Origin of the sequence: Streptomyces sp. 184 (assembly GCF_045781775.1) — a bacterium.
Classification (GTDB): Bacteria; Actinomycetota; Actinomycetes; order Streptomycetales; family Streptomycetaceae; genus Streptomyces.
Genome location: NZ_CP123230.1, coordinates 2,985,438 through 3,009,056, shown reverse-complemented (window position 1 = coordinate 3,009,056; position 23,619 = coordinate 2,985,438). Strand labels below are relative to the sequence as shown.

The following is a 23,619-nucleotide window of genomic DNA, read 5'->3' as shown; positions in this document are numbered from 1 at the left end:
TACGTGTACAGCCCTTGTACGACAACGGACTTACCCATGCCTTGACAGCCGTGCGCCCGATACCTAACTTGCACCCACGAGATTCAACCAAGGTTAGTTTTCGAAAGATTTTCAACCATGGCCCGCCGGAAGCTGACGGCCCTCGAGTGCGGAGAACACACATGGAGATCCATCTCTCTCGTCGTACCCTCCTCGGCCTGGCGGCCGGGGTGCCGGCCTCCGCGGCGCTCGCCGCCTGCGGCTCGTCCGGTCCCGGCAAGGGCGGCGACGGCGGCGCGGCCACGTACTGGCACCTGAGCGGCCAGCCCCAGGAAGGCGTCAGGACCGGCGCGGTGGAACGGTTCAACGAGGCCAACCCCGAAGGGCAGATCGAGGTCACGACCTTCGAGAACGACGCGTACAAGACGAAGATCAAGACCGCCATCGGGGCCGGGAAGGCGCCCACCGTCATCTGGGGGTGGGGCGGCGGCACGCTGCGCAGCTACGTGCAGGCCGGCCAGGTCGACGACCTCACCCCGTGGTTCGAGGAGAACCCCGAGATCAAGAACCGGCTCTTCCCGTCCTCGTTCGGCGCGGCGACCGTCGACGGCAGGATCTACGCGATGCCGTTCGAGAGCGTGGAGCCGATCGTCCTGTTCTACAACCAGCGGGTCTTCGACGACGTCGGCGTGGAGCCGCCCCAGTCCTGGGACGACATCATGGCCCTGGTGCCCAGGTTCAACGCGGAGGGCATAGCCCCCTTCTCGCTCGGCGGCCAGTCCCGGTGGACGAACATGATGTGGCTGGAGTTCCTGTTCGACCGCATCGGCGGCCCCGAGGTGTTCCAGGCCGTCTTCGACGGCGAGAAGGACGCCTGGTCCCACCCGGCCGCCGTCGACGCGCTGACCAAGGTGCAGGACCTGGTCAAGGCGGACGGGTTCATCAAGGGCTTCTCCTCGATCACCGCGGACTCCAACGCCGACCAGGCGCTGCTGTACACCGACAAGGCCGCGATGATGCTGCACGGCTCCTGGTCGTACGGCATCCAGCAGACCGAGGGCGGCGACTTCGTCTCCGGCGGCGGGCTCGGCTTCATGAACTTCCCGCCCGTCGAGGGCGGCAAGGGCGATCCGGGCAACTCCGTCGGCAACCCCGCCCAGTACCTGTCCATCTCCTCGAAGGCCAGCGCCGAGCAGAAGAAGATCGCCAAGGACTTCTTCGCCACCGGCGTCCTCAGGGACGACGAGGTGAAGGAGTGGGTCGGCACCGGGGCGGTGCCGATCGTGAAGGGCTCGGAGAAGCTGCTGGCCGAATCCGAGAGCGCCGAGTTCCTGGAGTTCGTCTACGGCATCGCCAGCAACGCGAAGACGTTCGGCCAGTCCTGGGACCAGGCGCTCAGCCCGACGGCCGCCGAGACGCTGCTGGACAACATCGCCAGGCTGTTCCAGTTGTCCATCTCGCCACCGCAGTTCATCGACAACCTCAACGAGGTCATCGGCAAGTGAGTACCCTCACCGGCTCCACTGGGCGCGGGGAGCGGAGCGGCATCCTGCCCTGGCTGGCCGTGCCGGCGCTGCTGTTCTTCGTCGGCTTCGCCGTCGTCCCGCTCGTCGGCGTCCTCCTGCTGAGCTTCACGACGTGGGACGGGATCGGCGACATCCACCCGTCCGGGCTGACGAGTTGGCGTGCGGTGCTCACCGACCCCGGGCTGCCGCACGCCCTCGGGGTGACGTTCCTGGTGATGGCCGTGTCCTGGGCGGTCCAGACACCGGCGAGCATTCTGCTCGGCACGTTCCTGGCCGGCCGCCAGCGCTACCGCGCGGTGCTGAGCCTGGTCTACTTCGTCCCGCTCCTGCTCAGCTCCGCGGCGATCGCGGTCGCGTACAAGGCGCTGCTGGACCCCAACTTCGGGCTGGGCGCCGGGCTGGGGGCCGAGTGGCTCAGCAAGGACTGGCTGGGACGCCCCTGGCTCGCGTTCGGCGTCGTCATCTTCATCGTGTCCTGGCAGTTCATCCCGTTCCACTCGCTGATCTACCAGGGCGGCGTCCAGCAGATCCCCCGGTCCCTGTACGAGGCCGCGCAGTTGGACGGCGCCGGGCGGATCCGCCAGTTCTTCAGCATCACGCTGCCCCAGCTCAAATACACCATCATCACCTCGTCGACGCTGATGGTGATCGGGTCGCTCACCTTCTTCGACCTCATCTTCGTCCTGACCGAGGGCGGCCCCGGAGACGCCACCCGGGTCCTCGCGCTGGACATGTACAAACGGGGCTTCCAGGCCAACCTGATGGGTCCGGCCAGCGCCATCGCGGTCGTCCTCGTCCTGATGGGCCTCGCCATCGCCCTGCTGCTGCGCCGGCTCGGCGGCCGGGACGCCGGCGAGAGCCAGCTCGAGGGAGCCTGACATGACCACCACGCTGACCAAGCCGCAGCGGCAGGAGACGCCCCGCCGCGAGCGGCGGCACCGCCCCCGCCCGGCCACCCCCCGGCGCAACTGGCTGGGCGGGCTGGCCGGATGGCTCTGGCTCGCCGTCGTCGTCGTACCCCTCTACTGGATTCTCATCACCAGCCTCAAGGCCCAGAGCAAGTACTACGCGAGCAACCCGCTGGCGCCGCCGAGCGAGCCCACTCTGGACAACTACGAGCTGGTCCTGGAGTCCGACTTCATCAGCTACTTCGTGAACAGCGTCGTGGTCACCGCCGGGGCCGTGGTGCCGGCGGTCACGGTCTCCTTCATGGCCGCGTACGCCATCGTGCGCGGCTGGCGCCTGCCGTTCCTGCGCGTGGTGAACGGGCTGTTCCTCATGGGCCTCGCCATCCCGCTGCAAGCCACGGCGATCCCGGTCTATCTGATCATCATCAAGTTGCAGCTCTACGACAGCCTGCTGGCGCTGATCCTGCCGTCGATCGCCTTCGCCATCCCGCTGTCGGTGCTGATCCTCGCCAACTTCATCCGGGACGTGCCCAAGGAGCTGTTCGACTCGATGCGGGTGGACGGGGCCACCGAGTGGGGGACGCTGTGGCGCCTGGCGGCGCCGCTCACCCGGCCGGCCATCCTCACCGTGACCATCTTCAACGCGCTGACCATCTGGAACGGGTTCCTGCTGCCGCTGATCCTCACCCAGAGCCCTTCCCAGCGGACCCTGCCGCTCGCGCTGTGGACCTTCCAGGGCGAGTACGGGATCAACATCCCCGCGATCCTGGCCGCCGTCGTCCTCACCACCCTGCCCCTGATCGTCCTGTACGCCTTCGGCCGCCGCCAACTGCTCAGCGGTCTGACCGCCGGGTTCAGCCGGTGAGCCCCGCCGGCCGGCTCGGCTCCACGGCGCCCGGCGGCCCGCGGGGGACACCTCCTGTGCGTACGTACGACAACCCCGTGATCAGCGGCTTCCATCCGGATCCGAGTGTGTGCCGGGCCGGCGGCGACTACTACCTGGTGTGCTCCAGCTTCGAGTACGTCCCCGGGCTGCCGCTCTTCCACAGCAGGGACCTCGTGCACTGGGAGCACATCGGCAACGTGCTCGACCGGCCCGGGCAACTGCCGCTGCCCCTCCCCGGCGCCAGGGCGTCCGGCGGCCTCTACGCCCCCACGATCCGCCACCACCGGGACCGTTACTGGGTCGTCAACACCAACACCGACGGCGGCGGCAACTTCGTCGTCTCGGCCGAGCGGCCCGAGGGGCCGTGGAGCGACCCGGTGTGGATCGACCTGCCCGGGATCGACCCCGATCTGGCGTGGGAGGAGGACGGCACCTGCTGGTGCGCCTTCTCCGGGCCCGAAGGCGGCATCCGCATGGCGCGGATCGACCCGGCCCGGGGGCAGGTGCTGGAGGGGCCCTTCGCCACGTGGTCGGGCAGCGGCCTGAAGTTTCCCGAGGCACCGCACCTCTACCGCATCGGCGAGTGGTGGTACCTGCTGATCGCGGAAGGCGGCACGGAGCGCGGCCACAGCGTGTCCGTCGCCCGCGGGCGCTCGCCGCGCGGCCCCTGGGAAGGCGCCCCCGCCAACCCCCTGCTGTCCCACAGCGGCACCGCCCGCGCCATCCAGAACACCGGCCACGCCGACCTGGTGGAGGCCCCCGACGGCAGTTGGTGGATGGTGCTGCTCGGCGTCCGGCCCCGCGGCTTCACCCCCGACGTGCACGTGCTCGGCCGCGAGACGTTCCTGACCCCCGTGGAGTGGACCGAGGACGGCTGGCCCGTCGTGGCGCCCGTTCCCGAGCGCCACGCGGCACCGGGCGGTGCCTGGCATCCGGTGCCGGCCCCGCCCGCCCGCGACGACTTCGACGGGACCGCTCTCGCGCCGCACTGGATCTCGCCGTACGCCCGCCCGGAGCACTCATGGTCGCTCACCTCGCACCCCGGCCGGCTGGCACTCAGCGCTACCGGCGCCACCCTGGACCGCCCCGGGTACACGTTCGTCGGCCGCCGCCAGCAGCACCACGACTGCCGCGTCAGCGCCGCGATCGACCCCGGTACGGGGCGCGGCGGCCTCTGCGTGCGCCTGGACGAGGCCCACCACTACGAACTGGAGATGGGGAACGGCGAGGCCGCCGTCGTCGCCCGCATCGGCCCACTGCGCCAGACCGTGGCCAGGCGACCGGTCCCGGCCGGGCCGCTGACCCTCACCGTGACGATCCGGACGACCGACCTCGTGCCCGCGTCACCCGAACCCGCCGCCGGCCGGGCCACCGGGCCCGACACCCTCGCCTTCTGGCTCGGCGATCCCGACGCCCCGGGCGCGGGCCCACTGGCCGAACTGGACGGCCGCTACCTGTCCACCGAGGTCGCCTGCGGCTTCACCGGCCGCGTGATCGGCATGTACGCCACCGAAGGCACGGTCCTCTTCGACTGGTTCGAATACACCCCGGTGCCCCGGAGCAGATCCGGTGGCCGGTCGCCGCTGGCCTAGGATGGCGGGCGTGGGACCTGCGGACATGCCCGGTGAATCGCCCCGCCGGCCGCTTCACCAGGACGGGGATCCCGACCGGTACGAGCCGGAGACGCTCGGCGTCTCGGCGGACGGCAGGGTCGAGACCGCCCTTCGCGTCGCCCAGCAGTACTACCTCCAGCGCGCCACCATGGGCGCCATCGCCAAGGAGCTGGGGACCTCGCGCTCGACGGTGTCCAGGCTCCTCGGGTACGCCAGGGACACAGGGCTGGTGGAGTCCACATCCACCGCCCCCCGCCGCGGGTGGGCGTGGTGGAGCGGCGGTTGCGGGAGCAGTTCGGCGTCCGGGCCCACGTGGCCCGCGTCCCGGCCGCCGCCACCAACGTCGAGCGGCTGGAGCTGACGGCCATCCAGGCCGCCCGGGTGATCAACTCCGTCTTCGACTCCGACATGGTCATCGGCCTGTCCTGGGGCACCATGGTCAACGCCATCAGCCGGTGTCTGATCCCGAAGCCGATCCACAACTGCCAGTTCGTGCAGTTGAACGGGGCCGGCAACTCGCGGGCGACCGGTACCCACTACTCCCACCAGATGTTCTCGGCGTTCGGCACCGCCTTCGACGCGGTCGTCCAGCAGTTGCCGGTGCCGCTGTTCTTCGACTCCGCGGAGACCAAGCGCGCGCTCTTCCGCGAGCGCGTGGTGCGCAGGGTCACCGAGCTTCAGCAGACCGCCGACGCCGCGCTGTTCAGCGTGGGAACGGTGGCCGACGGGATGCCCAGCAGCCCCTACATGGCCGGCTACTTCCTCGACGAGTCCGACTTCGCCTCCCTCACCGAGGACCGGGTGGTCGGCGACATCGCCACGGTCTTCATGCGCGCCGACGGGAGCCATCACGGGGTGCGTCTCAACGACCGTACGAGCGGCCCCGACCTCGACCGGTTCCGGGATGTGGGCCACCGCATCTGCGCCGTCTCCGGCGACCACAAGATCGGTGCCCTGCGCGCCGCCCTGGCCGGGGACTACATCACCCGACTGGTGATCGACGAGCGCACCGCCGTCCTCCTGCTCGACGGCCCCGCGCCGCCGTCCGCCTGACCGCGCCGCCCTCAGCTCCCGTCCCGCGCACCCTGCGGGCGCCCGTACGCGCTGGTCAGACGCACCATCGACTCACCGTGCACATGTGTGCAGAGCCCTGGTGAAACGTGCACGGAAGCAGGCATGGTGGCGGGCACCATCGGGCCCGTGAGCCGCAGAAAGAAGCGGGCCCCCGCCCTCACCCCCTGTCACGGAGGTCTTTCCGCCATGCCCAGTCACACGTACACCCGTCAGCTTCCGGTGGGTGAGCCCACCGACGTCCTCGTCGTGGGGAGCGGGCCCTCCGGGCTGGGAGCGGCGCTGGCCGCCGCCGGGGGCCGTGCTGTGCGCGCTCCTCTCGTTCCCCTTCTTCTGGCTGCTCGACACCGGCCATTCCTGGGTGGTGTGGATCGCGATGACCCTCATGCTCACCTTCGCCAAGGATCTGATGCTCGGCGCCCAGGCGGCCATGCTCCCCGAGCAGTTCGACACCCGCGTGCGGTACACCGGCGTCGCCGTGAGCCGGGAGTTCGCCGCCGCGATCGCGGGTGGCACCCTGCCCTTCATCGCGGCGGCCCTGACCGCGCTCACCGGCGGCACGTGGGCGCTGTCCACGCTGATGATCTTCATGTGCGTGCTCTCGCTCATCGGGGTGTCCGGCCTCCGGGACGGCCGGGACCTGCCGGTGAAGCTGATCAGGGGTACCCGCGGGGACTCGACCAGCAGGCGCGCCACCTCGGAGCCGGACTCGACGACGACGTTCACCGCTCCCCTCGGCAGCGCCGGAACGGAGGACAGGATGTCGCTCATGACACAGGGTAGCGACCACCTCGTCCATGCGCCGGTCGTACGCGTCGGCGAGATGGCCCAGAGCGGTGGCCCGCACCATGGGGCCCAGGCGCCAGGCGCCCTCCGTGAAGGCACGGGCCGCCGCCTCGACGGCGGTCCTCCCCACCGCGGCGTCGGCCCCCGCGTACGCGCGTCGTCGAACGCCAGGTCGCTATAGTTGATATCCCCTGGCGGACGGCGAAGCGAGGGATGCACGGTGGGGACACCCCGGGGGGCCCTCCAGCCCATCACGTCCCGCTCCGTGGTGGAGCAGGCCACCGACGAGTTGCGCCGGGCGATCCTGGCCGGCGACCTGGCCCCCGGCGCGGAGTACTCACTGCGCGAACTCGCCGGGATGCTCGACATCAGCTTCATCCCCATCCGCGAGGCCCTGCGCAGTCTGGAGAGCCAGGGCCTGGTCCTCATGCGGCCCGGCCGCAGCGCCGTCATCGCCCCGCTCGACCTCGGCGACCTCCAGGGCATCTACCGCCTGCGGCGCGCGCTGGAGCCGGAGATCGCCCGGCGTTCGTGCGCCCTCCTGGCGGACGGGGAACTCGACCGGCTGGCCGCGCTGGCCGCCGGCTTCGCGGCCGGAGACCACAGCAGGGCCGACATCTACGACGACCATCACACCTTCCACCTCGCGCTCCTGGAGCCCGCCGCGACCGCCTGGGACATCCGGATCCTCACCACCCTCTGGCGCGCGGGGGAACGCTACATCCGCATCGGCTTCGGTCGACTCGACCCCGATCCCGCGGTACACGAACGACGGGGCAAGGCCCACACGGACCTCGTGGCGGCCTTCCGCACCCGCGACCCCGACACGGTCGCCGCCGCCGTCGAGCGGCATCTCGCCCGCAACGAGGAGATCGCCCTCACGGCCCTCTCCTAGGGCCCGCCGCCCCGCGAGCGGTGCCCGAGACCGCCCGGGGACGGCCGCGGGCACCGGAGGACCCCAGGTCGTAGCCCGAGCCGACCATCGAGGGCGGGCAGCCAGGCACTGGCACCGTAGCCGATGACGAGACCGGTGAACGTGACCGCCCAGAACAGCAGCGTCGCCCGGCCGTACCGCGGGGTGAGCAACTGAGCGAGGCGGTTGGCGGAGCCGTCCCGCCCGGACCCGGCCGGGGCCGCGCCGGAGGCGGGCGTGGTGAATCAGACGGATGCTCGGCGGGCCGGCGACACCGGCATGCTCGACGAACTCACGCCGGTCTCCGACGCACTTCGCCCGCTGCGTACGACGGACGTTCCGTAGACCTCACGCGGACAGCTCCTGCTCGGCCCAGATGGTCTTGCCGCTCTGCCCGTACCTGCTCCCCCACCGACGGCTGAGCTGAGCCACCAGGAACAGCCCCCGGCCGCCTTCGTCGGTGATGCGGGCCCTGCGCATCCGGGGCTGGGTGTTACTGGGGTCCGTGACCTCGCAGAACAGGACCTCGTCGCGGATCAGGCGCAGCCCGACGGGCCCGCCCGCGTACCGCACGGCGTTGGTGACGAGTTCGCTGACGAGCAGTTCGGTCACGAACGCACTGCCCTGAAGCCCCCATTCGGCCAGCTTGCCCACCGCCGCCTCCCGGGCCGAGGCCACCGCCGCGGGCTCGGCCGGGAACTCCCAGGAGGCGATGTCGTCGGCGTCCAGAGCGGACGTACGCGCCAGCAGGAGCGCGGCGTCGTCGCGCAGCGGCGGCCCCTCCGCTCCGGCCATGAGGGCCTGGGCCGGTGACCGGAGGTCGCCGCCCTCCCGGCCGAGCCGCGTCAGGCGGTCCGCGAGATCACGGGTGGCGCCGTCGATGTCGGCCCCGTACCGCCGGAGCAGGCCGTCGGTGTAGAGAGCGAGAACGGCGCCCGGCGGCACGTCGACGGTCCTCGTCTCGAACGGCAGTCCGCCCACGCCGAGGGGCGGCCCCGGCCGGACGGCCACCGGACGGGCGCGCCCGTCCGGCACGGCCAGCAGCGGCGGCGGGTGGCCCGCCGAGGCCATCGTGCAGCGGCGGGTGACGGGATCGTGCACGGCGACCAGGCAGGTCGCGGTGACCGTGTCACGGTGTACGGGATCCGCCTCGCCGGCCAGCCGGGTGACCAGGTCGTCCAGGTGCGTGAGCAGTTCGTCGGGCGGCAGTTCCAGAACCGCCAGGGTCTGTACGGCGGTACGCAGACGCCCCATGGTGGCGGCGGCGTGGAGGCCGTGGCCGGTGACGTCCCCGACGACGAGCGCGGTCCGCAGGGAGGGCAGCTCGATCGCGTCGAACCAGTCGCCGCCGATCTCCGCCCCGCCGGCCGCCGGCAGGTACGCGCCCGTGGTCTCCATGACCCGGGTGGAGCTGGAGGCGTGCGGCAGGAGACGCCTCTGGAGCGTGACCGCCGCGCGGTGCTCACGGGCGTAGCGGCGGGCGTTGTCCACGCCGAGCGCCGATTGCGCGGCCACCTCGGTCAGCAGGGCCGCGTCCGCCTCGTCGAAGGGCTCCGGCCGGTCGGCGCGCCAGACGGCGACCACGCCCAGGAGCAGGCCGCGCGCGAAGAGCGGGGCGATGGCCATCGAGTGCCCCTCGTCGGGCACCACGAGCCGGGCGAGTGCCGGGTCGACCAGGTCACGGATCGCGGTGGCCCGGTCGGCCACGATGATGCGGCCTTCCCGGAGTCCGCGGTTCACGGGCGCGTCGGGAAAGTGCGGAAGCCGCGCGCCGGGCTGGAGGAGTTCGGGCGGCCACGGGCCGCTCGCGGCACGCACCGCCGCCCGGTAGAGGTGAGGGTCGCCCCCCGCGGACGTCATCGGCGGCTCGTCTCCGGCGGGGACGGCGTCGGCCAGGTCGACCCAGGCGAAGTCGGCGAAGTCCGGGACCAGGGTGTCGACGATCTCCTGGGCCGTCCTGCCGATGTCGAGGGTGCCCCCGATCGCCGCCGACGCCCGGTGGCGCAGCTCGCGTCGCCGAGCCGCCTGCCAGTGTTCCGTGGCGTCGGTGAGCAGGACCGCGACGCCCGTGGGCCGGCCGCGCGGGTCCTCCGTCCGTACGGCCGACACCGACAACGACCAGTCACCGTACGGCGGTTGCGTCGACCTCACGCGCTGCTCGCGTGCGGCGCAGGACTCCCCGGTCTCCAGCACCTTGCGCAGGGCCGCTTCGGCGGTCTCGGCATCGGGCGTACGCATGACGTCCGCGAGCCGGCTGCCCACGGGAATCACCGGGCCGACGGACCCGCCGTGCGCGGCGTTGGTCCGTATGACCGCCAGATCCGTGTCCCGCAGTACGAACCCGACGCGCTCCTGGGAGAACAACGCCCGTGACAGCGACTCGGCTTGCTCGGTCTCGGCCGCCCGGTCGGCGGGGACGGCCAGGACCAGGAACTGCGCGCGATCCCGCACCCGCTCGGCGCGGTAGCGGACGGTCACCGTCCGGCCCGAGCTGCACAGCAGCGCGACCTCGCCGCTGTCCGGCATCGCACCGACCGCGGCGGGGCGGGGCCCGGCGAGCAGCCGGAGGACGGAGCGGCCCAGCACCTCCGCGGCCGGCCGGCCGACAAGCTCCTCCGCCGCACGGGTCCAGCCGGTCACGACGCCGCGGCGATCGAGCAGTGCGGCCGCCAGGTCTGCCGGCGGTCCGTCCACGCCGGCATCGCTCACCCGCATGGCGCCGTCACCGCCTCTCGCACCGGGCCGGTGGTTTCCATCATGTCCCGGCGCCGGGGGCCGCGCCTTCCCAGACCGCTGCGGTCGGTGATCGGAGTGCGCCGCAGGGTGCTGTTATCACATATAGCAGCACCTTCGGTCCGTCCTTCTGACCGGGATGCACCTCCCACACCAGACAGGCAGAAAGGCAAAAAAGATGTGCCTCAGCGACAGCACCCGACGTGACTCCATCAGGACGGCCGCGGCGGCCGGAGTCGCCGTCGCGGGTACGCAGGCGCTGGCCGCGCCGGCCCGCGCCCGCGCCCGCGACCGGGCCGCCGGCTCCGCCGGGAAGGCCGCGCTGACCAACGCCCGCGTCTTCGACGGCGACGCGCTGACGGAGCCGCGGACCGTGGTCGTCGAGAACGGAAGGATCGGTGTCAGCGACTTCGGCGCACGCAGGATCGACTGCCGGGGCGCGGTCCTGCTTCCCGGGCTGATCGACGCACACCTCCGCCTCAAGGACCTCGGCACCCTGCGGGAGCTGACCGCCCACGGCGTGACGACCGGTCTGGACATGGCATGCTTTCCGGCCCCGGCCGTCGACTCGCTGCACCGGCAGCGCGGTCTGACGGACATCCACAGCGCGTGCACTCCGGCCGTCGCGCCCGGAAGCCCGCAGAGCCAGTTGCCGACCTCCCGGCGGACGGGGTCGTGTCCGGACCAACCGGCCGGCGGCCAGGTGCGGCACGACGCGGTCCAGGGACTGCCGGTTCAGATCGACGATCCACACCAGTTCGCCGAGTTCGGCCATCTAGGTTCTCTCGTCAAATGTCACGCCCACATCAGCGGCGATGCGAGGGTGACGGCTGCCTGGTAGGACTCGGCGGTCTTGTCGTAGCGGGTGGCGATGCCTCGCCACTGCTTCAGACGGTTGTAGCAGCGTTCGACCACGTTGCGGCGCCTGTACAGGTCGCGGTCGAAGGCTGGCGGCCGGCCCCCGCGGCTGCCGCGCCGCCGTCGGTTGCGGACCTGGTCGGCCCGCTCGGGGATGGTGTGACAGACGCCGTGCCGTCGCAGCCAGGTGCGGATGGCCTTCGAGCTGTAGCCCTTGTCGCCCAGGAAGTGGGACGGCCGCGGCCGCGGCCGTCCCGGGCCGGTGCGAGGTACCCGGATCGCCGCCATCACGGCGTGGAACTGGGTGCAGTCGTTGGTGTTCCCACCGGTTACGGTGAAGGCGAGCGGGCGGCCCAGCGCGTCGCAGACCAGGTGGATCTTGCTGGTCAGGCCGCCTCGGGAGGGTCCGAGTGCTGGGCAGCGATGCCCCTTTCGGCGGTCATTCTGGGTTGCCTGATCCAACGACGCGAACGGTGACCGCGGATACCTGGACAAGGCACGGGCGGTATACGACTGGGTATGGGCGAAGCTGCTCGACCGCTCGACCGGCGGTGTGCACGAGACCATGTACGCCGACGGAAGCCTTTCGAGCGGGCAGACGGTCTACTCGGCAGGCGCTTTCGTCAGCGCGGCTCAGGCCCTCTACCGCAACCAGGGGTGGGGTCGATCTTCAACGACGCACAGCGGACCACCGGTTGGGTGGTCCGGGAGCGCACCGTGAACGGAATCATGACGAGCGGGCAACGGGAGGGGACCTGGCAGTCCGAGTTCGCCCGCGGGCATGGGCGAGTTCGTCCGCGAGAACAACCTGTGGGGTCAGTACTACGACTTCATGAAGCGCAACGCCGACGCGGCATGGTATGTGCGCCGTACGGACCTCAATGTGTCCTGGAACCGCTGGGACGAGCAGACACCGCGTGACGACACCCGGACGGTCGAAGCCACCGGCGCGGTCATCATGCAATCGGTCACCCCCGCCAACCGCCCGTGACGACGATTCCGTGCGGGACCCGCCGGGCGCAGAGAGGCGGACACGCGCCGGCGTCCGGCTCGTCGGCGCGGGGCGGCCAACTCCCGCGGCGAACTCGCCGGACTGCGCGGACGGGTGCCGGGTACCGCCACCGGGAGGTGGCCCCGGAGCCCGGCCCGGCGGCGGCCCTGCCGGTCCGGTCCGCTGCCGGTCCGGTCCGCTGCCGCCTCCGCCCGGACCTGCACTGTGTGTCACCCTGGCGGGGAGTCGACCGGTGCCGTGAGCCGAGTGCTCTCGCGATCCGGTACGCGCGCGGCCCGGTCGTTCCCGGGCCCGTCCGCGCCGGATGTGCCCGCGTGGGCCCCGGTGCGGCACACCTCCCGGACGACCCGGAGGAAGGCCCGTAGCACGGGGTCGTGGTCGGTGTGCCGCCAGATCACCGAGGTGTCGACGGTCAGGCCGGGTCCGGCGAGCGGCCGGTAGACCACGCCGTCCCGGCGCAGGTTCTCCAGCGAGGCGGGCAGCAGTGAGGCGCCGAGCCCGGCCGCGACCAGCCCGATGACGGTCTGCTTGGGCGACGCCTCGCGCAGCGAGGGCGGGGTGAAGCCGGCGGTGCGGCACAGGGCGACGATGTCGTCGAAGAGCGGCGGGTTGATCTCCCGGGGGAACTGCACCAGCGGCGTGCCGTCCAGGTCGGCCGGCTCGATCTCGGCCTGCCCGGCGAGCCGGTGCCCCGTGGGCAGTGCCACCGTCAGCGGCTCGGTGAACACCGATTCCACCGCCAGGCGCGGGTCGGACACCGGCGGGTGCACGAACCCCGCGTGCAGCCGGCCCTCCCCCACCTCGCGGATCTGATCGGGGATCCGCAGTTCCGTCACGCTCAGCTCGACGTCGGGGTATTCCTGCGAGAAGCGTCGCACCACGGGCGGCACCACGCTGTAGATGGCCGCGTCGATGAACCCGACGGCCAGCCGCCCGGTCTCGCCGCGTGCGGCACGCCGCGCCCGCTCGACAGCACGGTCCGCCTGCCGGACGGTCGCCCGCGCCTCCTCCAGGAACACCCGCCCGGCGGCTGTGAGCGCGACACCGCGACGGCTTCGGTCCAGCAGCCGCGCGCCCACCGACGCCTCTAACTGGCGTATCTGCCGGCTGAGCGGCGGCTGCGCCATGTGCAGCCGGGCCGCGGCGCGGCCGAAGTGCAGTTCCTCGGCGACGGCGATGAAGTACCGCATGCGTCTGAGGTCGACGACCATGTGTCATATCCGTTCTGTCTCAGAGCACTTGAAACGGGTATTGGACCCTGTTCGGTTCCGCCCTCGACGCTGGTGCCACCACGCCACCGACGATGCGGAGGGACGATGACGGACAGGCAGGGGATATCGCGCAGAGGAGCCCTGCGGGCCTCGCTCGCCGGGGCGGCGGCCGCGGGCACGGCCGCGAGCGTGGCGGCGCCGGGGACCGCCGCCGGCGCGGAGCCCGCCGGGCGGGCACGCAACGTCGAGGCGGTCGGGTACAGCGACCTGGAGCACCGGCCGGCCTTCAAGATGGCCGTACGGCAAAAGCGCCACCGCTGGTACCTCTACACCGGGCACTTCTGGGACTCCGGCTGGAGCGTCGTGGACGTGACCGACCCCGCGCGGCCCGAAGTCGTCGCTCACGTGCCGGGACCGGAGAACACCTGGACCCTCCAGGTCGACCTGCACGGCGACATCATGGTCACCGCCCTGGAGCAGATCTTCCCCAACTTCGGCGGCGACCCCGATGCCTCCTTCGAGGAGGGCGTGCTGATCTGGGACATCGCCGACCCGGTCCGCCCGCGCCGGCTCGGCCACTACCGCACCGGCGGCACCGGCACGCACCGCAACCTCTACCCCGGCGGGCGCTACGTCCACCTCGCCGCCGGCGCTCCGGGCTTCCGCGGCAACATCTACGTCATCCTCGACATCGCCGACCCCGGCCGGCCGCGAGAGGCCGGCCGCTGGTGGATGCCGGGCCAGCGGGAGGACGAGCAGCCGCCGCCCGGACACGAGCGCGGCCGGCACGAGGACCACCCGGCCACGAGCGGCTTCTGCTGCTCCGCCGGCCACGACGTGTCCCTGCACGGGCCGGCCTACCCGGTCGGCAACCTGGTCTACCTGCCCTACGGCGGAGCCGGCCTGGTGGTACTCGACATCGCCGACCCGGCACGGCCCCGGCCGGTGGGGCGGCTGCCGTTCAGCCCGCCCTTCCACAGCCGCTTCGGCGTGCACGGCGTCCTCCCCCTCCCCGGCCGCGACATCGCCTTCGCCAACTCCGAGGACGTCTCCTACGGCACCGGCCCTGCCCACCACGCGTCCCTGGTCGACATCTCCGACCCGCGCAACCCCTTCCTGCTCTCGCTCCTGCCCGAGCCGGTCCCGCCGCGCGGCGCGCGATACGCCGACTTCTCGACCCGTGGCGGCTGGAGCGGCCCGCACAACATCAACCACCACCAGCACCACCCCGACGTGCAGCGCCAGGGCGACCTGCTCTACATCGCCCACTTCAACGCCGGGCTGCGCATCTACGACATCTCCAACCCCCGGCTGCCGCGCGAGACGGGCCACTTCATGCCGCCCGAACCCACCCGCCGCTACGGCCCCATGCCGGAAGGCGAACTCGCCCTCCAGACCGAGGACGTCGTCGTCGACCGCCGCGGCTACATCTACATCACGGACAAGAACCAGGGCCTGTGGATCCTGCGCCACACCGGGCCCCGCCGCTGAAGACCCGGCCGGGGCGGCCCGCGCCGCGCAGCCACCGAGGCCGCGGACGCCGCGTTCGCGGCACCATCCCGGCGGGCATGGACGGGCACCGCGTGCTGCGCCGGATCGCCGAGGGTCCGCCGGGCTCGTTCCAGGCGCCGGTGCCGGATCCATCCGCCGACCGCGACTCCCGGTCCGTGGGTGCGGAAGAGGCGGTGGAGGTAGCTGAGGGAGATGTGATGGGCGGCAGCCGCCGACGTCGGCGTCAGAGCGGGGTCGTGGAGGCGGCGCCGGATGAAAGTCTGGATCTCCAGGGTCAGGGTCCGGGCGCGGGTCTCCGGCGGGAGTTGGTCCTCGGCGCCGGTCTCGTGGGCCAGGAGCGCGGACAGCAGATCGACCGGGGACCGTTTCGAGCCTGGGGAGGTCGGCGGGGGTGTACGAGCCGTTGTCCTCGACCAGGTTGGTGAGCAGGTGGGAGAGCAGGGCGCCGATGCCCGTGCGCCCGGTCACCTTGCGCCCGGCCGCCCGGTCGACCCGGGCCAGCGCAAGCTGCGTTCTGGGCACGTCGACGCTCACGGCCCGCACCGGCTCCCCACGGGTTCCGGTACGGACCTCAAGAGGTGGGAGGAGTGGTTGGTGCGCAGCTCGTACGGGCCGAACACCGAGTCCTTCCCGTTCATGGGGGAGCCCACCGTCCCGTCGACGATCGGTGAGAGGTGGAACAGCTCCGGGTCGCACTGCCGGATGAGCCGCGGGGTGCGCCGGATGACGACGGGGTCGACGACCGAGGGCCACACGAGCACGCTGCCCAGCGTCAGCAGGCGCATTTCGGCGTGGTAGTCGGCCACCGGCCGGCCGGTGAGGTCGAGCGGCGCGTGCAGCCTGGATATCTGGTCGCGCAACGCGTCCACCCGGTCGGCCGTCGGCACATCGTCGGTACGGAACAGCGTCTCGATCACTGCCTCACCGCCGTTGAATCCCGCAGATGCTACCCATCCGCCCGAGCCCGCTGCCCACCGTCGAGCACGCCTTTCGCCTGTTCGAGCAGACGCTCGGCGGCACCAAGTCCCGGTGTCTCAGCCGGGAGGCAGCCGGCCGGAGGACGCGGCCGCTGCCTTCGGTCGGGACCGGTCGGCGGCCCCCGGTTTCACAGCGGGGTGAGATCGCGCGCGGTCCGTACCAGGTTGGCGACGATGGCGGAGGGGTCCCTGGCTCCCCCGGACGCGTCCCAGGGACTGCCTGACGACCCTTCGATGAGCTCGATGAAGGGCGGCCCGCCTGCGGTGAAGACGATGCGGTAGTCCCACTCACCGAGCCGGTCGGACACAGGGTCGCTCCACTCGACCCGGGCCGAGCGCTGAAGGTCCAGCATCGCCCGCTCGATGTCCGGGACCACGAAGCACACATGATAGAAGGCAGTCATGCGTCCATGACCGAGCTCGCCATCGCGAGCCCAGCAGTCGCGACGCCCGCCTTGGCCCCCGCCGGAACGAGGGCCGCAGATCCGGGGAACGCCGCGAGGCGACCCCCGGATTCCCGCACCTGCACCGGGCTCCGCGGCGGATTGCTGCCCGCGGCGGTTGCCGGCTCAAGGGCGTGGGCCGGCGCCGTGCAGCAGGGTGTCGATGATGCGGGCGGCGAGGGTGTCCGGGTCGGCGCCGTCCGCGTTGCCGTGCAGGGATTCCCCGATGAGCGCGTAGTAGACCCGGCGCACCCAGTCGAGGTCGGCTGATTCGTCGATGAGCTTGTCGTCCTGGGCCCGCTTCAGCACGGCGATGCATCTGCGGGCGATGTCCTGATGGAGGAGGGCGGCCTCGCTGTCCGGATCGGCCGGCAACTCCAGGGCGGACCTCCAGGCGCTCTTCACCTGGAGCACGTTGGCCGTGATCTGGTGCATCGCCACCAGAGGCGGCGCGGTGTCCGGCCGGCCGTCCTCCACCGCCTGGGCGAGCTGGCGGGCCGCGGACGAGGCCAGCGCCTCGATCAGCGCCTGCCGGTTGGCGAACCGCCGGTGGATCGTCGTACGGGCCACTCCCGCGGCCACCGCGATCTGCTCCATGGAGGCTCCCGGCTCCTTGGCGAGCAGTTGCTCGGCCGCCTCCAGGATCGCGCGCACGCTGCGCTCCGCGTCCGCCCGCAACGCTCGTGCCGCCGTCTCACCCATCACGCCTCCAGCTCCACCACCAGGGAGCCACAGTACACCCGTGACGCAACCTCCCCCCTACGTGGATCATACCTGTTGCAGTTAGCTCGACTATTGATACATACTCCTCCCAGTTACCCCGACCGAAGGAGAACTCATGCACAGCACCGCCCTCGTCACCGGAGCGTCGTCCGGCCTCGGCGCGGAGTTCGCCGCGCAGCTCGCCGCACGCGGACACGACGTGGTCCTGGTGGCGCGCTCCGGCGACCGCCTCGCCTCCCTCGCCGAGCGTCTGACCGCCGAACACGGCGTCCGTGCCCACGTGCTGGTCCAGGACCTCTCCGAGCCGAACGCGGCCCGCCGCATCGCCGAGCAGCTCGCTGCCCGCGAACTGAGCGTCGACCTGCTGGTCAACAACGCCGGCTTCGGCACCTGCGGCCGCTTCGAGGAGATACCCACGGCCCGCGACCACGACCAGCTCATGGTCAACGTCGTCGCCCTCGTCGACCTCACCCACGAGTTGCTGCCCGGCATGCTGGAACGCGGCCACGGCCAGGTCGTCAACGTCGCTTCCAACGCCGGCTTCCAGCCCTCCCCGTACTTCGCCGTCTACGGCGCGGCCAAGGCGTTCGTGCTGAACTTCGGCCTCGCCCTGCGCCAGGAGTACCGCCGGCGCGGCATCCGCGTCCTCACGTTGTGCCCGGGCCCGGTCGAGACCGCCTTCTTCGACACCATCGGCACCCGCCGGGCAGCCGTCACCGGCTCCATGACCACCCCCGAGCCCGTCGTACGCGCCGCACTGCGCGCGCTGGAACGCGACCGCGGCTACGTCGCCCCCGGACTCGGCAACGCCCTGACCGCACACCTGTCACCCCGCCGCCCCCGAACCCTGGTCGCCGCCATCGCCGAACGCATCACCCGCAAGGTCCTGACTCCCCCGGCCACCGCCCCGCCACTGCCGGAGCCCACCGCATGAGCCCCCCGGCGACCGCCCCGCGGAGGCAGCGGCGCACCGGCTGCGCCCCCGACCAGCACAGGGGACAGGCCACAGGAGGCGGGCTCCGCGCCGTGCGGGCTCTTCGGGTCAGGTGACCGACCCGTGTTCGCCCGCCGCCCGGCGAGGCGCCGATCGCTCCGCTGCGCGCTTCGCGACAATGACCCATAAGACATCTGAGTCCAGGCGAAAGGTGCAGACGCGGCATGGTCGACGGCCGGCTCACCCTCACCATGGTCGACACCGGGCGGGTGCCGCCGCTGCTGGCCCTGGCGGCCCTGGTGGTCACCTTCCTCGTCACCCGCGGCATCACCCGCATGATCCGCGCCGGCCGGGGACCGTTCCGGAACGTCGACCCTGGCGGGATGCACATCCACCACGTGGTGCCGGGGGTCGTTCTCATGGTGATCGGGGGCTTCGGCGCGGTCATCGTGGAGGGAGGCGTGGTCGCCGAGGGGGTGGTCGCCGTCGTGTTCGGCATGGGCACGGGTCTGGTGCTCGACGAGTTCGCCCTGATCGTCCACCTGCACGACGTCTACTGGAGCGAGCAGGGCCGCGCGTCGGTCGAGGTCACCGTGCTGACGGCCGTGGTCGTCGGCATGGTGCTGATCGGCTCGTCCCCCTTCGACGTGGACGACCAAGGAGGGTTGCAGGAGCAGGGGGCGCTCCTGTGGGCGGTCAACCTCGTCGCCGGCGCCCTCATCGCCGTGGTCGCCTTCGCCAAGGGCAAGTTCCGCATGGGCGTGCTCGGCGTGGTCATCCCCCTGGTCGGAGCGGTCGGCGCGATCCGCCTGGCCCGCCCCAAATCGCCCTGGGCGCACCGCTTCTACGCCCGCCGGCCGCACAAGCTCGCCCGCGCCACCCGCCGGGCGGCCCGTCACGACGCCCGCTGGAGCGGCCTGCGCACCCGCTTCCAGAACGCCATCGCCGGCGCCCCCAGCCGACCCCGGCAGCAGGGCCGGGACCGGGACGACTCTCCGCCGCCGCCCGAGTGATCCCCGCGGGAATTGCCGCTGATGCCCTGTTCGGTGGTGCGGAGGGCGGTGCAGTGAGCGGGACGATATCGGCAGCCGGAACGGGAAGGTCGCCAACCGGGAAGTCGGGCATGGGGACGCGGACGGGGCCCGTCCGTGACGCCGGGGTGCCGCTCGGCTACCGCTGGCCCTCCCCGGCAGCGCCGTCTCCGAAGCGTTGGCGGAACTCTTCGGCGAGCCCGCCGCCCGCGGCTTCCACGAGGTGGCCGACCACCGGGTGCACGACCACGCCCGCGACCGCGCCGGCCAGCGCGGGCAGGCTACGGGTGAACCAGCGGCGGACGTAGTCCATGGTGGTCAGGTCGGGTTCCGGCGCGGTCGCTGCCTCTTCCAACTCGCCGAGGAGTTCGCGGGCCCGCTCGGCGTGCGGTTCGTCGTCGGGCACCAAACCGCGGATCCGGGCGAACTCGGCCCTCAGAATCTCCAGTTCCCGCTGGGAGACGGGTGCGGCATTCCGGGCACCCGTGGTGCGGGTGACGACGTTGTCGCGGCCGGTGACGACCTGGCCGGAGACATCGCGCGTGCGTACCTCGTACGCGTCGCCGGACTGCTCCGTCATAACGGCGCTCCTTCGTTCGGTGGGGTCGTGCTCGGGCTCAGGGGGAATCCGTGAAGGAGCCGCTCGGCGAGAGCGGGACGGGCTCCTCCGGGGGCGGGGTGGGTCCGCTCGGCCGGCCGGGGTCCGAGGGGTCTTCGGGCCCGGAGGGCTTCGTGGGGCCGGACGGCTCGTCGGATCCGGGCGCGACGGCGACGGCGGTCACGGTCATCGACACGTCGTCCTGGCCCCAGTCGTCGAGCATGGTGACTTCTGCGTGCCGGGCGCCGGGTTGCGTGGGCTCGAAGGTCACGGTGAACCGGCACGTCCGCGAGCCCGGCGGGGGTGGGCACGCGGTAAGCGCCACGGACCAGTTGACGTCGTCGTCCACGCTGAGGGTCTGTTCGTCGTCGCACGGCAGCCAGGTGGTGAAGCTGACGGTTCTGGTCTCCGACTCGCCGACGGGCACCTGCCCGAAGCCGGGCGGCGGGATCGTGGTGGGGACGCACGTCTCCGCCCCGCTGGGCGGGTGCGCCCGTGGATCGGAGCCGGGTGAGGTGGTCGATGGGGACGGGGGCGCCGCGGTGGTGGGCTTCTCGGCGGTGGGTTTCCCGGTGGTGGGCGGCGGTTCGGAGAGCTCCGGGAGGTGGCTTGCGGAGGATGCGGCGGCCGGCGGCGGCTCGGTTTCGGTGCCGCCGGTGGCGGCCATGGCGGTGAAGATGCCGCCGGCCACAACCAGCGTGGTCGCCAGGCCGATCCCGGCCGGGTGAGAGGCGGCGGCCTTGAGCTTCGCCGCCTTCGAGCCGCCGGCCGCCGCGCTGTGCAGCAGCACCGCACCCGTGCCGCCGCCCGCGCCGAGCAGGACTCCCGCCGCGAGTCCGAGGGCCCGCTTGCGTACCTCTTCCTCATGGGCGAAGTACGCTGCGTCCGAGTCCGCGCCGAGTTCGTGCGCAGCCGCCCCGCCGAGGGCGAGGACGGAGCGCCAGGTACCCCAGCGCAGCGAGCGGGCCAGGACCGGGGCGACGATGCGCGCCACGTCGCGTACGGCGGCGTGGTCGCCGCGCCCGGCGGCTGCCTCCAGAACCTGGTGGACGACCGCGGCGCCGGCGGCGGCGTCGTGCCGTACCGCCGTGCTCCGTAACCAGCGAAGCAGCGGGGCGGCGAGGTCCGCCGGTGCCACCGCAGCGCCCGCGCACCGGACCACCTCGGCGGCGAACGGCCCGCAGGAGCGGTTCCCGGCGCCCTCGGCCAGCAAGAGCCTCAGGGTCTGCAACTCGGCGATGGCGCTCGGCTCCGTGTCCCCGGCGAGCGCGCGCAGCAGCGCCGGCGACACCGGCAGTGGCTCGACGGCGCAGACCACTGCCAGCACCCGGGCGGCGTCCCGGCTCAGTTGCCCGGCCACCCCCACGGCCCGCACCGAGTCGTCGGGTTCGAGCCTCGCCTCGGCCGCCGCCTGGCCGGCCGCGGCCCGTTCGGACGGCGTGCCCCGCTCGACCGTCGCCGCCGGACCGGTCGCGGCAGCGCCGCAGTTCGCGGCGCCGGCCGCCGCCTGCACCAACGTGCGCGGATGCCCGTTCGCGGCGGCGATCAGCCGATCGGCCGCCGCGCGCTCGGCGCCCTCCGGCTGGCGGCCCAGCTCGCGCGCCAGCAGCGCGCGGGCCGCCTCCTCGCCCAGCCCCGCCAGCCGCAGCACCCGTCCCTCGGTCCACGTGCGGTGCTCGACGCCGGCGACGACGACCTCGCACCCGGGCACCGCGTCCACGAGGACCGCGGCGTCCTCATCCGAACCCTCGAAGTCGTCGACGACGACCAGCGCATGCACCGCGCCCATCAGCCGACGCATCCTGGACGGCTCCGGCTTGTAGTCGTCGGTCTCGTAGAAGGCGTAGAAGACATCTTGCAGGATGTCCTCCACCGGCATCCCGGCGGCCGACAGGTACACCGACGCGCCGTCCCGCGCCGACCGCTCGGCCGCGAACCGCCGCAGCAGCGCGGTCTTCCCGATCCCCGGCATCCCGTGGACCCGCACCGTGTGGCCGTCGTCCAGCCACGCCCCGAGGTTCGCCAGTTCGTCCTCGCGTCCCAGCACGGCGCCGGCCTGTCGCGGGAGCGCCCAGCCCGCGGGGCTCGCGCGCCGCCGCACCGCGGGCGGCTCCTCCGGCCGGTACGTAACGGACGAACCCTGCTGCGCGTTGATCACCACGTTGCGGCTGCCGACGACGATCTGCCCACCGACATCGCCGTACACGCGAAGTTCGCTCACGTCGGGCATCTGCCGCCTCCCTCCACCGACGTTCAGACATATAACAGACCTGTCATGTGATCAGAGGGAATGTGCTTATTGATTGCTATGAACCGCTTACTGCTCGGAAACAGGCTGCCTGGTGATGCAGCGGGCAATCACGCACGAACCGGCCGCGCCGGACTGCGCCGGCGCCGAAGTGGGGCGTGCCTTCCCGCGGAGAGGGCGGGAAGGCACGTCGCTGGACGTTCTTCGGCTTGAGGGCACTGGGTTCAGTCGGCTCCGGCGCCGCTCGTGACGATCGACTTCACCGAGGTGGCGGAGTCGGGGCTGTACGAGTAGGGGATGCTGTTGACCGAGCCGGCGGTCTCGATGGCGCCGGAGCCGACAAGGTGGTTGTTGCGGGCGACGATGTCGCCGTCGTCCGAACTGGCGTATCCGACCAGGGCGGGGTCCTCGACGTTCTCGAAGTAGTTGCCCTCGACCAGTACGCCGGCGCCCATGGTGGAGGCGACGCCGTACTCGTTGTCGTAGTAGTAGTTGTTGAACACGTGGACCGGGTCGCCGAAACGGACCCGCGGGTGGCGGGTCTGGCTTCCGTCGAACCAGTTGTGGTGGTACGTCACACGCAGGTGGCCGCGGTCGGCGGTGTGGCCGTCGGAGTGCCCGAGAAGCATCGACTTGCCGCTGCCGTCGAGGTGGTTCCACGAGACGGTGACGAAGTCGGACTCCCGCTTGATGTCCACCGCGCCGTCGTAGCCGGTGGTGAAGGTGTTGTGGTCGATCCACACGTTGGTCGACCCCTCCTGGACGTTGATGGCGTCGTCAGCCCAGTTGGAGAAGGTCAGGTTCTGGATGATGACATCGCGCACGCCGTCGACGTCCAGGCCGCCGCCGGTGATGCGGGCGCCGCCGGCGCCGATGATGGTCTTGTTGCTCGCCACGTCGTTCATCCCGGAGAGGTTGATGGTGCCGCTCACCCGGATGACCAGCGGATCGGAGCGCTGCATCGCCGATACCAGCGCGGAGGCGGAGCTGACGGAGACGGTCTGGCCCTCGGCGCCGCCGTTGGTCCCGCCGTTCTGCGTGGCCCAGCCGACCAGCGAGGCGGTGGGCCCGCCCGGGTCGCCGGGGTCACCGGGGTCTCCCGGGTCGCCTGGATCCGAGCCGTCGCAGGTGACGCCGTTGAGCGTGAAGGCGGTGGGGTCCGCGCCGCCGCCGGTGCCCTGGAAGCCGATGGTGGTTTCGGCGCCGGAGGAGAGGGTGCCGTTGTGGCTGACGTTGGTGGCCGAGACGTGGGAACCCGACTGGTCGTAGGTGGCGTTCCAGCCGCCGGTGATCTGCTGGCCGCCGGCGAAGTCCCACTCCAGTTCCCAGTTGCTCAGTGCGGCACCGGTGTTGGTGATCTTCACCGAGGCGACGAAGCCGCTGCCCCAGTCGTTGGTGACGTCGTACTCCACGGAGCAGCCCGCCGCGGCGGCGGACGCGTTCAGCGGCGTCACCGCCGACCCGGCCAGCGCCGCAAGAGCGGCTCCGGCCAGTAAGAGGGGGGTTCTGCGTCTGAGCACCCCGCGGGGCGCTCGGTTGCCGAATGACATGCTCGATCCTTTCCTGCGGACAGAGAAAAGCGGATGGGGGCAGCCCCGAAGGCGGCGAGGCAAACCCTGCCATCTTCAAGGTGTAGATGAAGGTCGAGGTGCGTATG

The 23,619-nt window shown here is 72.0% G+C and carries 21 protein-coding genes and 2 pseudogenes; 13 read left to right on the top strand and 10 right to left on the bottom strand.

Translation table 11 applies throughout. The annotated features are described in order from the left end of the window. Positions 1-161 precede the first annotated feature (161 nt). From QBL21_RS12805 to QBL21_RS12780, 6 genes are read left to right on the top strand one after another with little or no spacing between them, the layout of a single operon-like run. On the top strand, positions 162-1,484 hold the full coding sequence (locus tag QBL21_RS12805; protein ID WP_407562275.1) for an extracellular solute-binding protein: 1,323 nt from the start codon (positions 162-164) through the stop codon (positions 1,482-1,484). Next, entirely contained in the window at positions 1,481-2,383 is a 903-nt protein-coding gene (locus tag QBL21_RS12800; protein ID WP_407562274.1) for a carbohydrate ABC transporter permease, read from the top strand. Before QBL21_RS12805 ends, QBL21_RS12800 begins: the two co-directional genes overlap by 4 nt. Before the next feature lies 1 nt (position 2,384). Next, the gene (locus QBL21_RS12795; RefSeq protein ID WP_407562273.1) at positions 2,385-3,278 is read left to right on the top strand and encodes a carbohydrate ABC transporter permease; all 894 of its coding nucleotides are present in this window, start codon (positions 2,385-2,387) and stop codon (positions 3,276-3,278) included. A gap of 56 nt (positions 3,279-3,334) precedes the next feature. Then, a complete protein-coding gene (locus tag QBL21_RS12790; RefSeq protein WP_407566404.1) occupies positions 3,335-4,891 on the top strand; it encodes a glycoside hydrolase family 43 protein in 1,557 nt (518 codons plus the stop codon). Positions 4,892-4,901: 10 nt separating this feature from the next. Then, positions 4,902-5,273, top strand: a complete 372-nt coding sequence (locus tag QBL21_RS12785; RefSeq protein ID WP_407562272.1) for a MarR family transcriptional regulator — start codon at positions 4,902-4,904, stop codon at positions 5,271-5,273. Then, a complete protein-coding gene (locus tag QBL21_RS12780; protein WP_407562271.1) occupies positions 5,195-5,965 on the top strand; it encodes a sugar-binding transcriptional regulator in 771 nt (256 codons plus the stop codon). The genes QBL21_RS12785 and QBL21_RS12780 overlap by 79 nt, the downstream gene beginning before the upstream one ends. 72 nt (positions 5,966-6,037) lie before the next feature. Here the strand turns inward: QBL21_RS12780 and QBL21_RS12775 are convergent, their stop codons facing one another. After that, entirely contained in the window at positions 6,038-6,754 is a 717-nt protein-coding gene (locus QBL21_RS12775) for an aldehyde dehydrogenase family protein (RefSeq protein WP_407562270.1), read from the bottom strand. A 235-nt stretch (positions 6,755-6,989) separates the two neighbouring features. On the opposite strand from QBL21_RS12775, the gene QBL21_RS12770 reads away from it, so the two are divergent. Further along, on the top strand, positions 6,990-7,664 hold the full coding sequence (locus tag QBL21_RS12770) for a GntR family transcriptional regulator (protein ID WP_407562269.1): 675 nt from the start codon (positions 6,990-6,992) through the stop codon (positions 7,662-7,664). 366 nt (positions 7,665-8,030) lie between these two features. On the opposite strand, the gene QBL21_RS12765 is transcribed toward QBL21_RS12770, so the two are convergent. Next, on the bottom strand, positions 8,031-10,397 hold the full coding sequence (locus tag QBL21_RS12765; protein ID WP_407562268.1) for a SpoIIE family protein phosphatase: 2,367 nt from the start codon (positions 10,395-10,397) through the stop codon (positions 8,031-8,033). Positions 10,398-10,593: 196 nt separating this feature from the next. Between QBL21_RS12765 and QBL21_RS12760 the strand changes: the two genes are divergently transcribed. After that, positions 10,594-11,256 carry a hypothetical protein gene (locus tag QBL21_RS12760; protein WP_407566679.1) on the top strand — a complete coding sequence of 221 codons (663 nt, stop codon included), beginning with the start codon at positions 10,594-10,596 and terminating at the stop codon, positions 11,254-11,256. Here the strand turns inward: QBL21_RS12760 and QBL21_RS12755 are convergent. Next, positions 11,211-11,690: pseudogene (locus QBL21_RS12755) on the bottom strand (IS5 family transposase); the annotation flags it as partial. The gene QBL21_RS12760 and the pseudogene QBL21_RS12755 sit on opposite strands and share 46 nt — an antisense overlap. A 64-nt stretch (positions 11,691-11,754) precedes the next feature. Here QBL21_RS12755 and QBL21_RS12750 point away from each other — a divergent pair. After that, positions 11,755-11,994 (top strand): annotated as a pseudogene (locus QBL21_RS12750) (hypothetical protein); the annotation flags it as partial. Between the two features lie 60 nt (positions 11,995-12,054). Beyond that, on the top strand, positions 12,055-12,264 hold the full coding sequence (locus tag QBL21_RS12745) for a hypothetical protein (RefSeq protein ID WP_407562267.1): 210 nt from the start codon (positions 12,055-12,057) through the stop codon (positions 12,262-12,264). Between the two features lie 230 nt (positions 12,265-12,494). Here the strand turns inward: QBL21_RS12745 and QBL21_RS12740 are convergent, their stop codons facing one another. Further along, positions 12,495-13,496 (bottom strand): LysR family transcriptional regulator, encoded by a 1,002-nt coding sequence (locus QBL21_RS12740; protein WP_407562266.1) that lies wholly within the window; start codon positions 13,494-13,496, stop codon positions 12,495-12,497. Between the two features lie 105 nt (positions 13,497-13,601). Between QBL21_RS12740 and QBL21_RS12735 the strand changes: the two genes are divergently transcribed. Further along, a complete protein-coding gene (locus QBL21_RS12735) occupies positions 13,602-14,987 on the top strand; it encodes an LVIVD repeat-containing protein (RefSeq protein ID WP_407562265.1) in 1,386 nt (461 codons plus the stop codon). Between the two features lie 551 nt (positions 14,988-15,538). Here QBL21_RS12735 and QBL21_RS12730 read toward each other — a convergent pair. The 3 genes from QBL21_RS12730 to QBL21_RS12720 all read right to left on the bottom strand — a co-directional run bounded on the left by QBL21_RS12730 (position 15,539) and on the right by QBL21_RS12720 (position 17,130). After that, positions 15,539-15,925 carry a hypothetical protein gene (locus tag QBL21_RS12730; protein WP_407562264.1) on the bottom strand — a complete coding sequence of 129 codons (387 nt, stop codon included), beginning with the start codon at positions 15,923-15,925 and terminating at the stop codon, positions 15,539-15,541. 188 nt (positions 15,926-16,113) lie between these two features. Next, positions 16,114-16,389, bottom strand: coding sequence for a VOC family protein (locus tag QBL21_RS12725; RefSeq protein ID WP_407562263.1), 276 nt, complete (start codon positions 16,387-16,389; stop codon positions 16,114-16,116). Positions 16,390-16,554: 165 nt separating this feature from the next. After that, positions 16,555-17,130 (bottom strand): TetR/AcrR family transcriptional regulator, encoded by a 576-nt coding sequence (locus QBL21_RS12720; RefSeq protein ID WP_407562262.1) that lies wholly within the window; start codon positions 17,128-17,130, stop codon positions 16,555-16,557. Positions 17,131-17,266: 136 nt separating this feature from the next. Here QBL21_RS12720 and QBL21_RS12715 point away from each other — a divergent pair, with 136 nt between their 5' ends. Continuing rightward, a complete protein-coding gene (locus QBL21_RS12715; RefSeq protein ID WP_407562261.1) occupies positions 17,267-18,085 on the top strand; it encodes an SDR family NAD(P)-dependent oxidoreductase in 819 nt (272 codons plus the stop codon). A 224-nt stretch (positions 18,086-18,309) separates the two neighbouring features. Beyond that, on the top strand, positions 18,310-19,098 hold the full coding sequence (locus tag QBL21_RS12710; protein ID WP_407562260.1) for a hypothetical protein: 789 nt from the start codon (positions 18,310-18,312) through the stop codon (positions 19,096-19,098). 157 nt (positions 19,099-19,255) lie between these two features. Here QBL21_RS12710 and QBL21_RS12705 read toward each other — a convergent pair whose 3' ends face one another. The 3 genes from QBL21_RS12705 to QBL21_RS12695 all read right to left on the bottom strand — a co-directional run bounded on the left by QBL21_RS12705 (position 19,256) and on the right by QBL21_RS12695 (position 23,512). Continuing rightward, the gene (locus QBL21_RS12705) at positions 19,256-19,696 is read right to left on the bottom strand and encodes a hypothetical protein (RefSeq protein ID WP_407562259.1); all 441 of its coding nucleotides are present in this window, start codon (positions 19,694-19,696) and stop codon (positions 19,256-19,258) included. Between the two features lie 37 nt (positions 19,697-19,733). Next, positions 19,734-21,944, bottom strand: coding sequence for a hypothetical protein (locus QBL21_RS12700; RefSeq protein WP_407562258.1), 2,211 nt, complete (start codon positions 21,942-21,944; stop codon positions 19,734-19,736). Positions 21,945-22,186: 242 nt separating this feature from the next. Then, complete coding sequence (locus tag QBL21_RS12695; protein ID WP_407562257.1) at positions 22,187-23,512, bottom strand: cellulose binding domain-containing protein; 1,326 nt, start codon at positions 23,510-23,512, stop codon at positions 22,187-22,189. Between the last annotated feature and the right edge of the window lie 107 nt (positions 23,513-23,619).

Excerpts from the sequence above, each read along its gene's own strand:
- QBL21_RS12805 (WP_407562275.1), top strand. The coding sequence starts at position 162 with ATGGAGATCCATCTCTCTCGTCGTACCCTCCTCGGCCTGGCGGCCGGG.
- QBL21_RS12795 (WP_407562273.1), top strand. The coding sequence starts at position 2,385 with ATGACCACCACGCTGACCAAGCCGCAGCGGCAGGAGACGCCCCGCCGC.
- QBL21_RS12775 (WP_407562270.1), bottom strand. The coding sequence starts at position 6,754 with ATGAGCGACATCCTGTCCTCCGTTCCGGCGCTGCCGAGGGGAGCGGTG.
- QBL21_RS12765 (WP_407562268.1), bottom strand. The coding sequence starts at position 10,397 with ATGCGGGTGAGCGATGCCGGCGTGGACGGACCGCCGGCAGACCTGGCG.
- QBL21_RS12760 (WP_407566679.1), top strand. The coding sequence starts at position 10,594 with ATGTGCCTCAGCGACAGCACCCGACGTGACTCCATCAGGACGGCCGCG.
- QBL21_RS12745 (WP_407562267.1), top strand. The coding sequence starts at position 12,055 with ATGGGCGAGTTCGTCCGCGAGAACAACCTGTGGGGTCAGTACTACGAC.
- QBL21_RS12740 (WP_407562266.1), bottom strand. The coding sequence starts at position 13,496 with ATGGTCGTCGACCTCAGACGCATGCGGTACTTCATCGCCGTCGCCGAG.
- QBL21_RS12735 (WP_407562265.1), top strand. The coding sequence starts at position 13,602 with ATGACGGACAGGCAGGGGATATCGCGCAGAGGAGCCCTGCGGGCCTCG.
- QBL21_RS12725 (WP_407562263.1), bottom strand. The coding sequence starts at position 16,389 with ATGACTGCCTTCTATCATGTGTGCTTCGTGGTCCCGGACATCGAGCGG.
- QBL21_RS12720 (WP_407562262.1), bottom strand. The coding sequence starts at position 17,130 with ATGGGTGAGACGGCGGCACGAGCGTTGCGGGCGGACGCGGAGCGCAGC.
- QBL21_RS12715 (WP_407562261.1), top strand. The coding sequence starts at position 17,267 with ATGCACAGCACCGCCCTCGTCACCGGAGCGTCGTCCGGCCTCGGCGCG.
- QBL21_RS12710 (WP_407562260.1), top strand. The coding sequence starts at position 18,310 with ATGGTCGACGGCCGGCTCACCCTCACCATGGTCGACACCGGGCGGGTG.
- QBL21_RS12705 (WP_407562259.1), bottom strand. The coding sequence starts at position 19,696 with ATGACGGAGCAGTCCGGCGACGCGTACGAGGTACGCACGCGCGATGTC.
- QBL21_RS12700 (WP_407562258.1), bottom strand. The coding sequence starts at position 21,944 with ATGCCCGACGTGAGCGAACTTCGCGTGTACGGCGATGTCGGTGGGCAG.
- QBL21_RS12695 (WP_407562257.1), bottom strand. The coding sequence starts at position 23,512 with ATGTCATTCGGCAACCGAGCGCCCCGCGGGGTGCTCAGACGCAGAACC.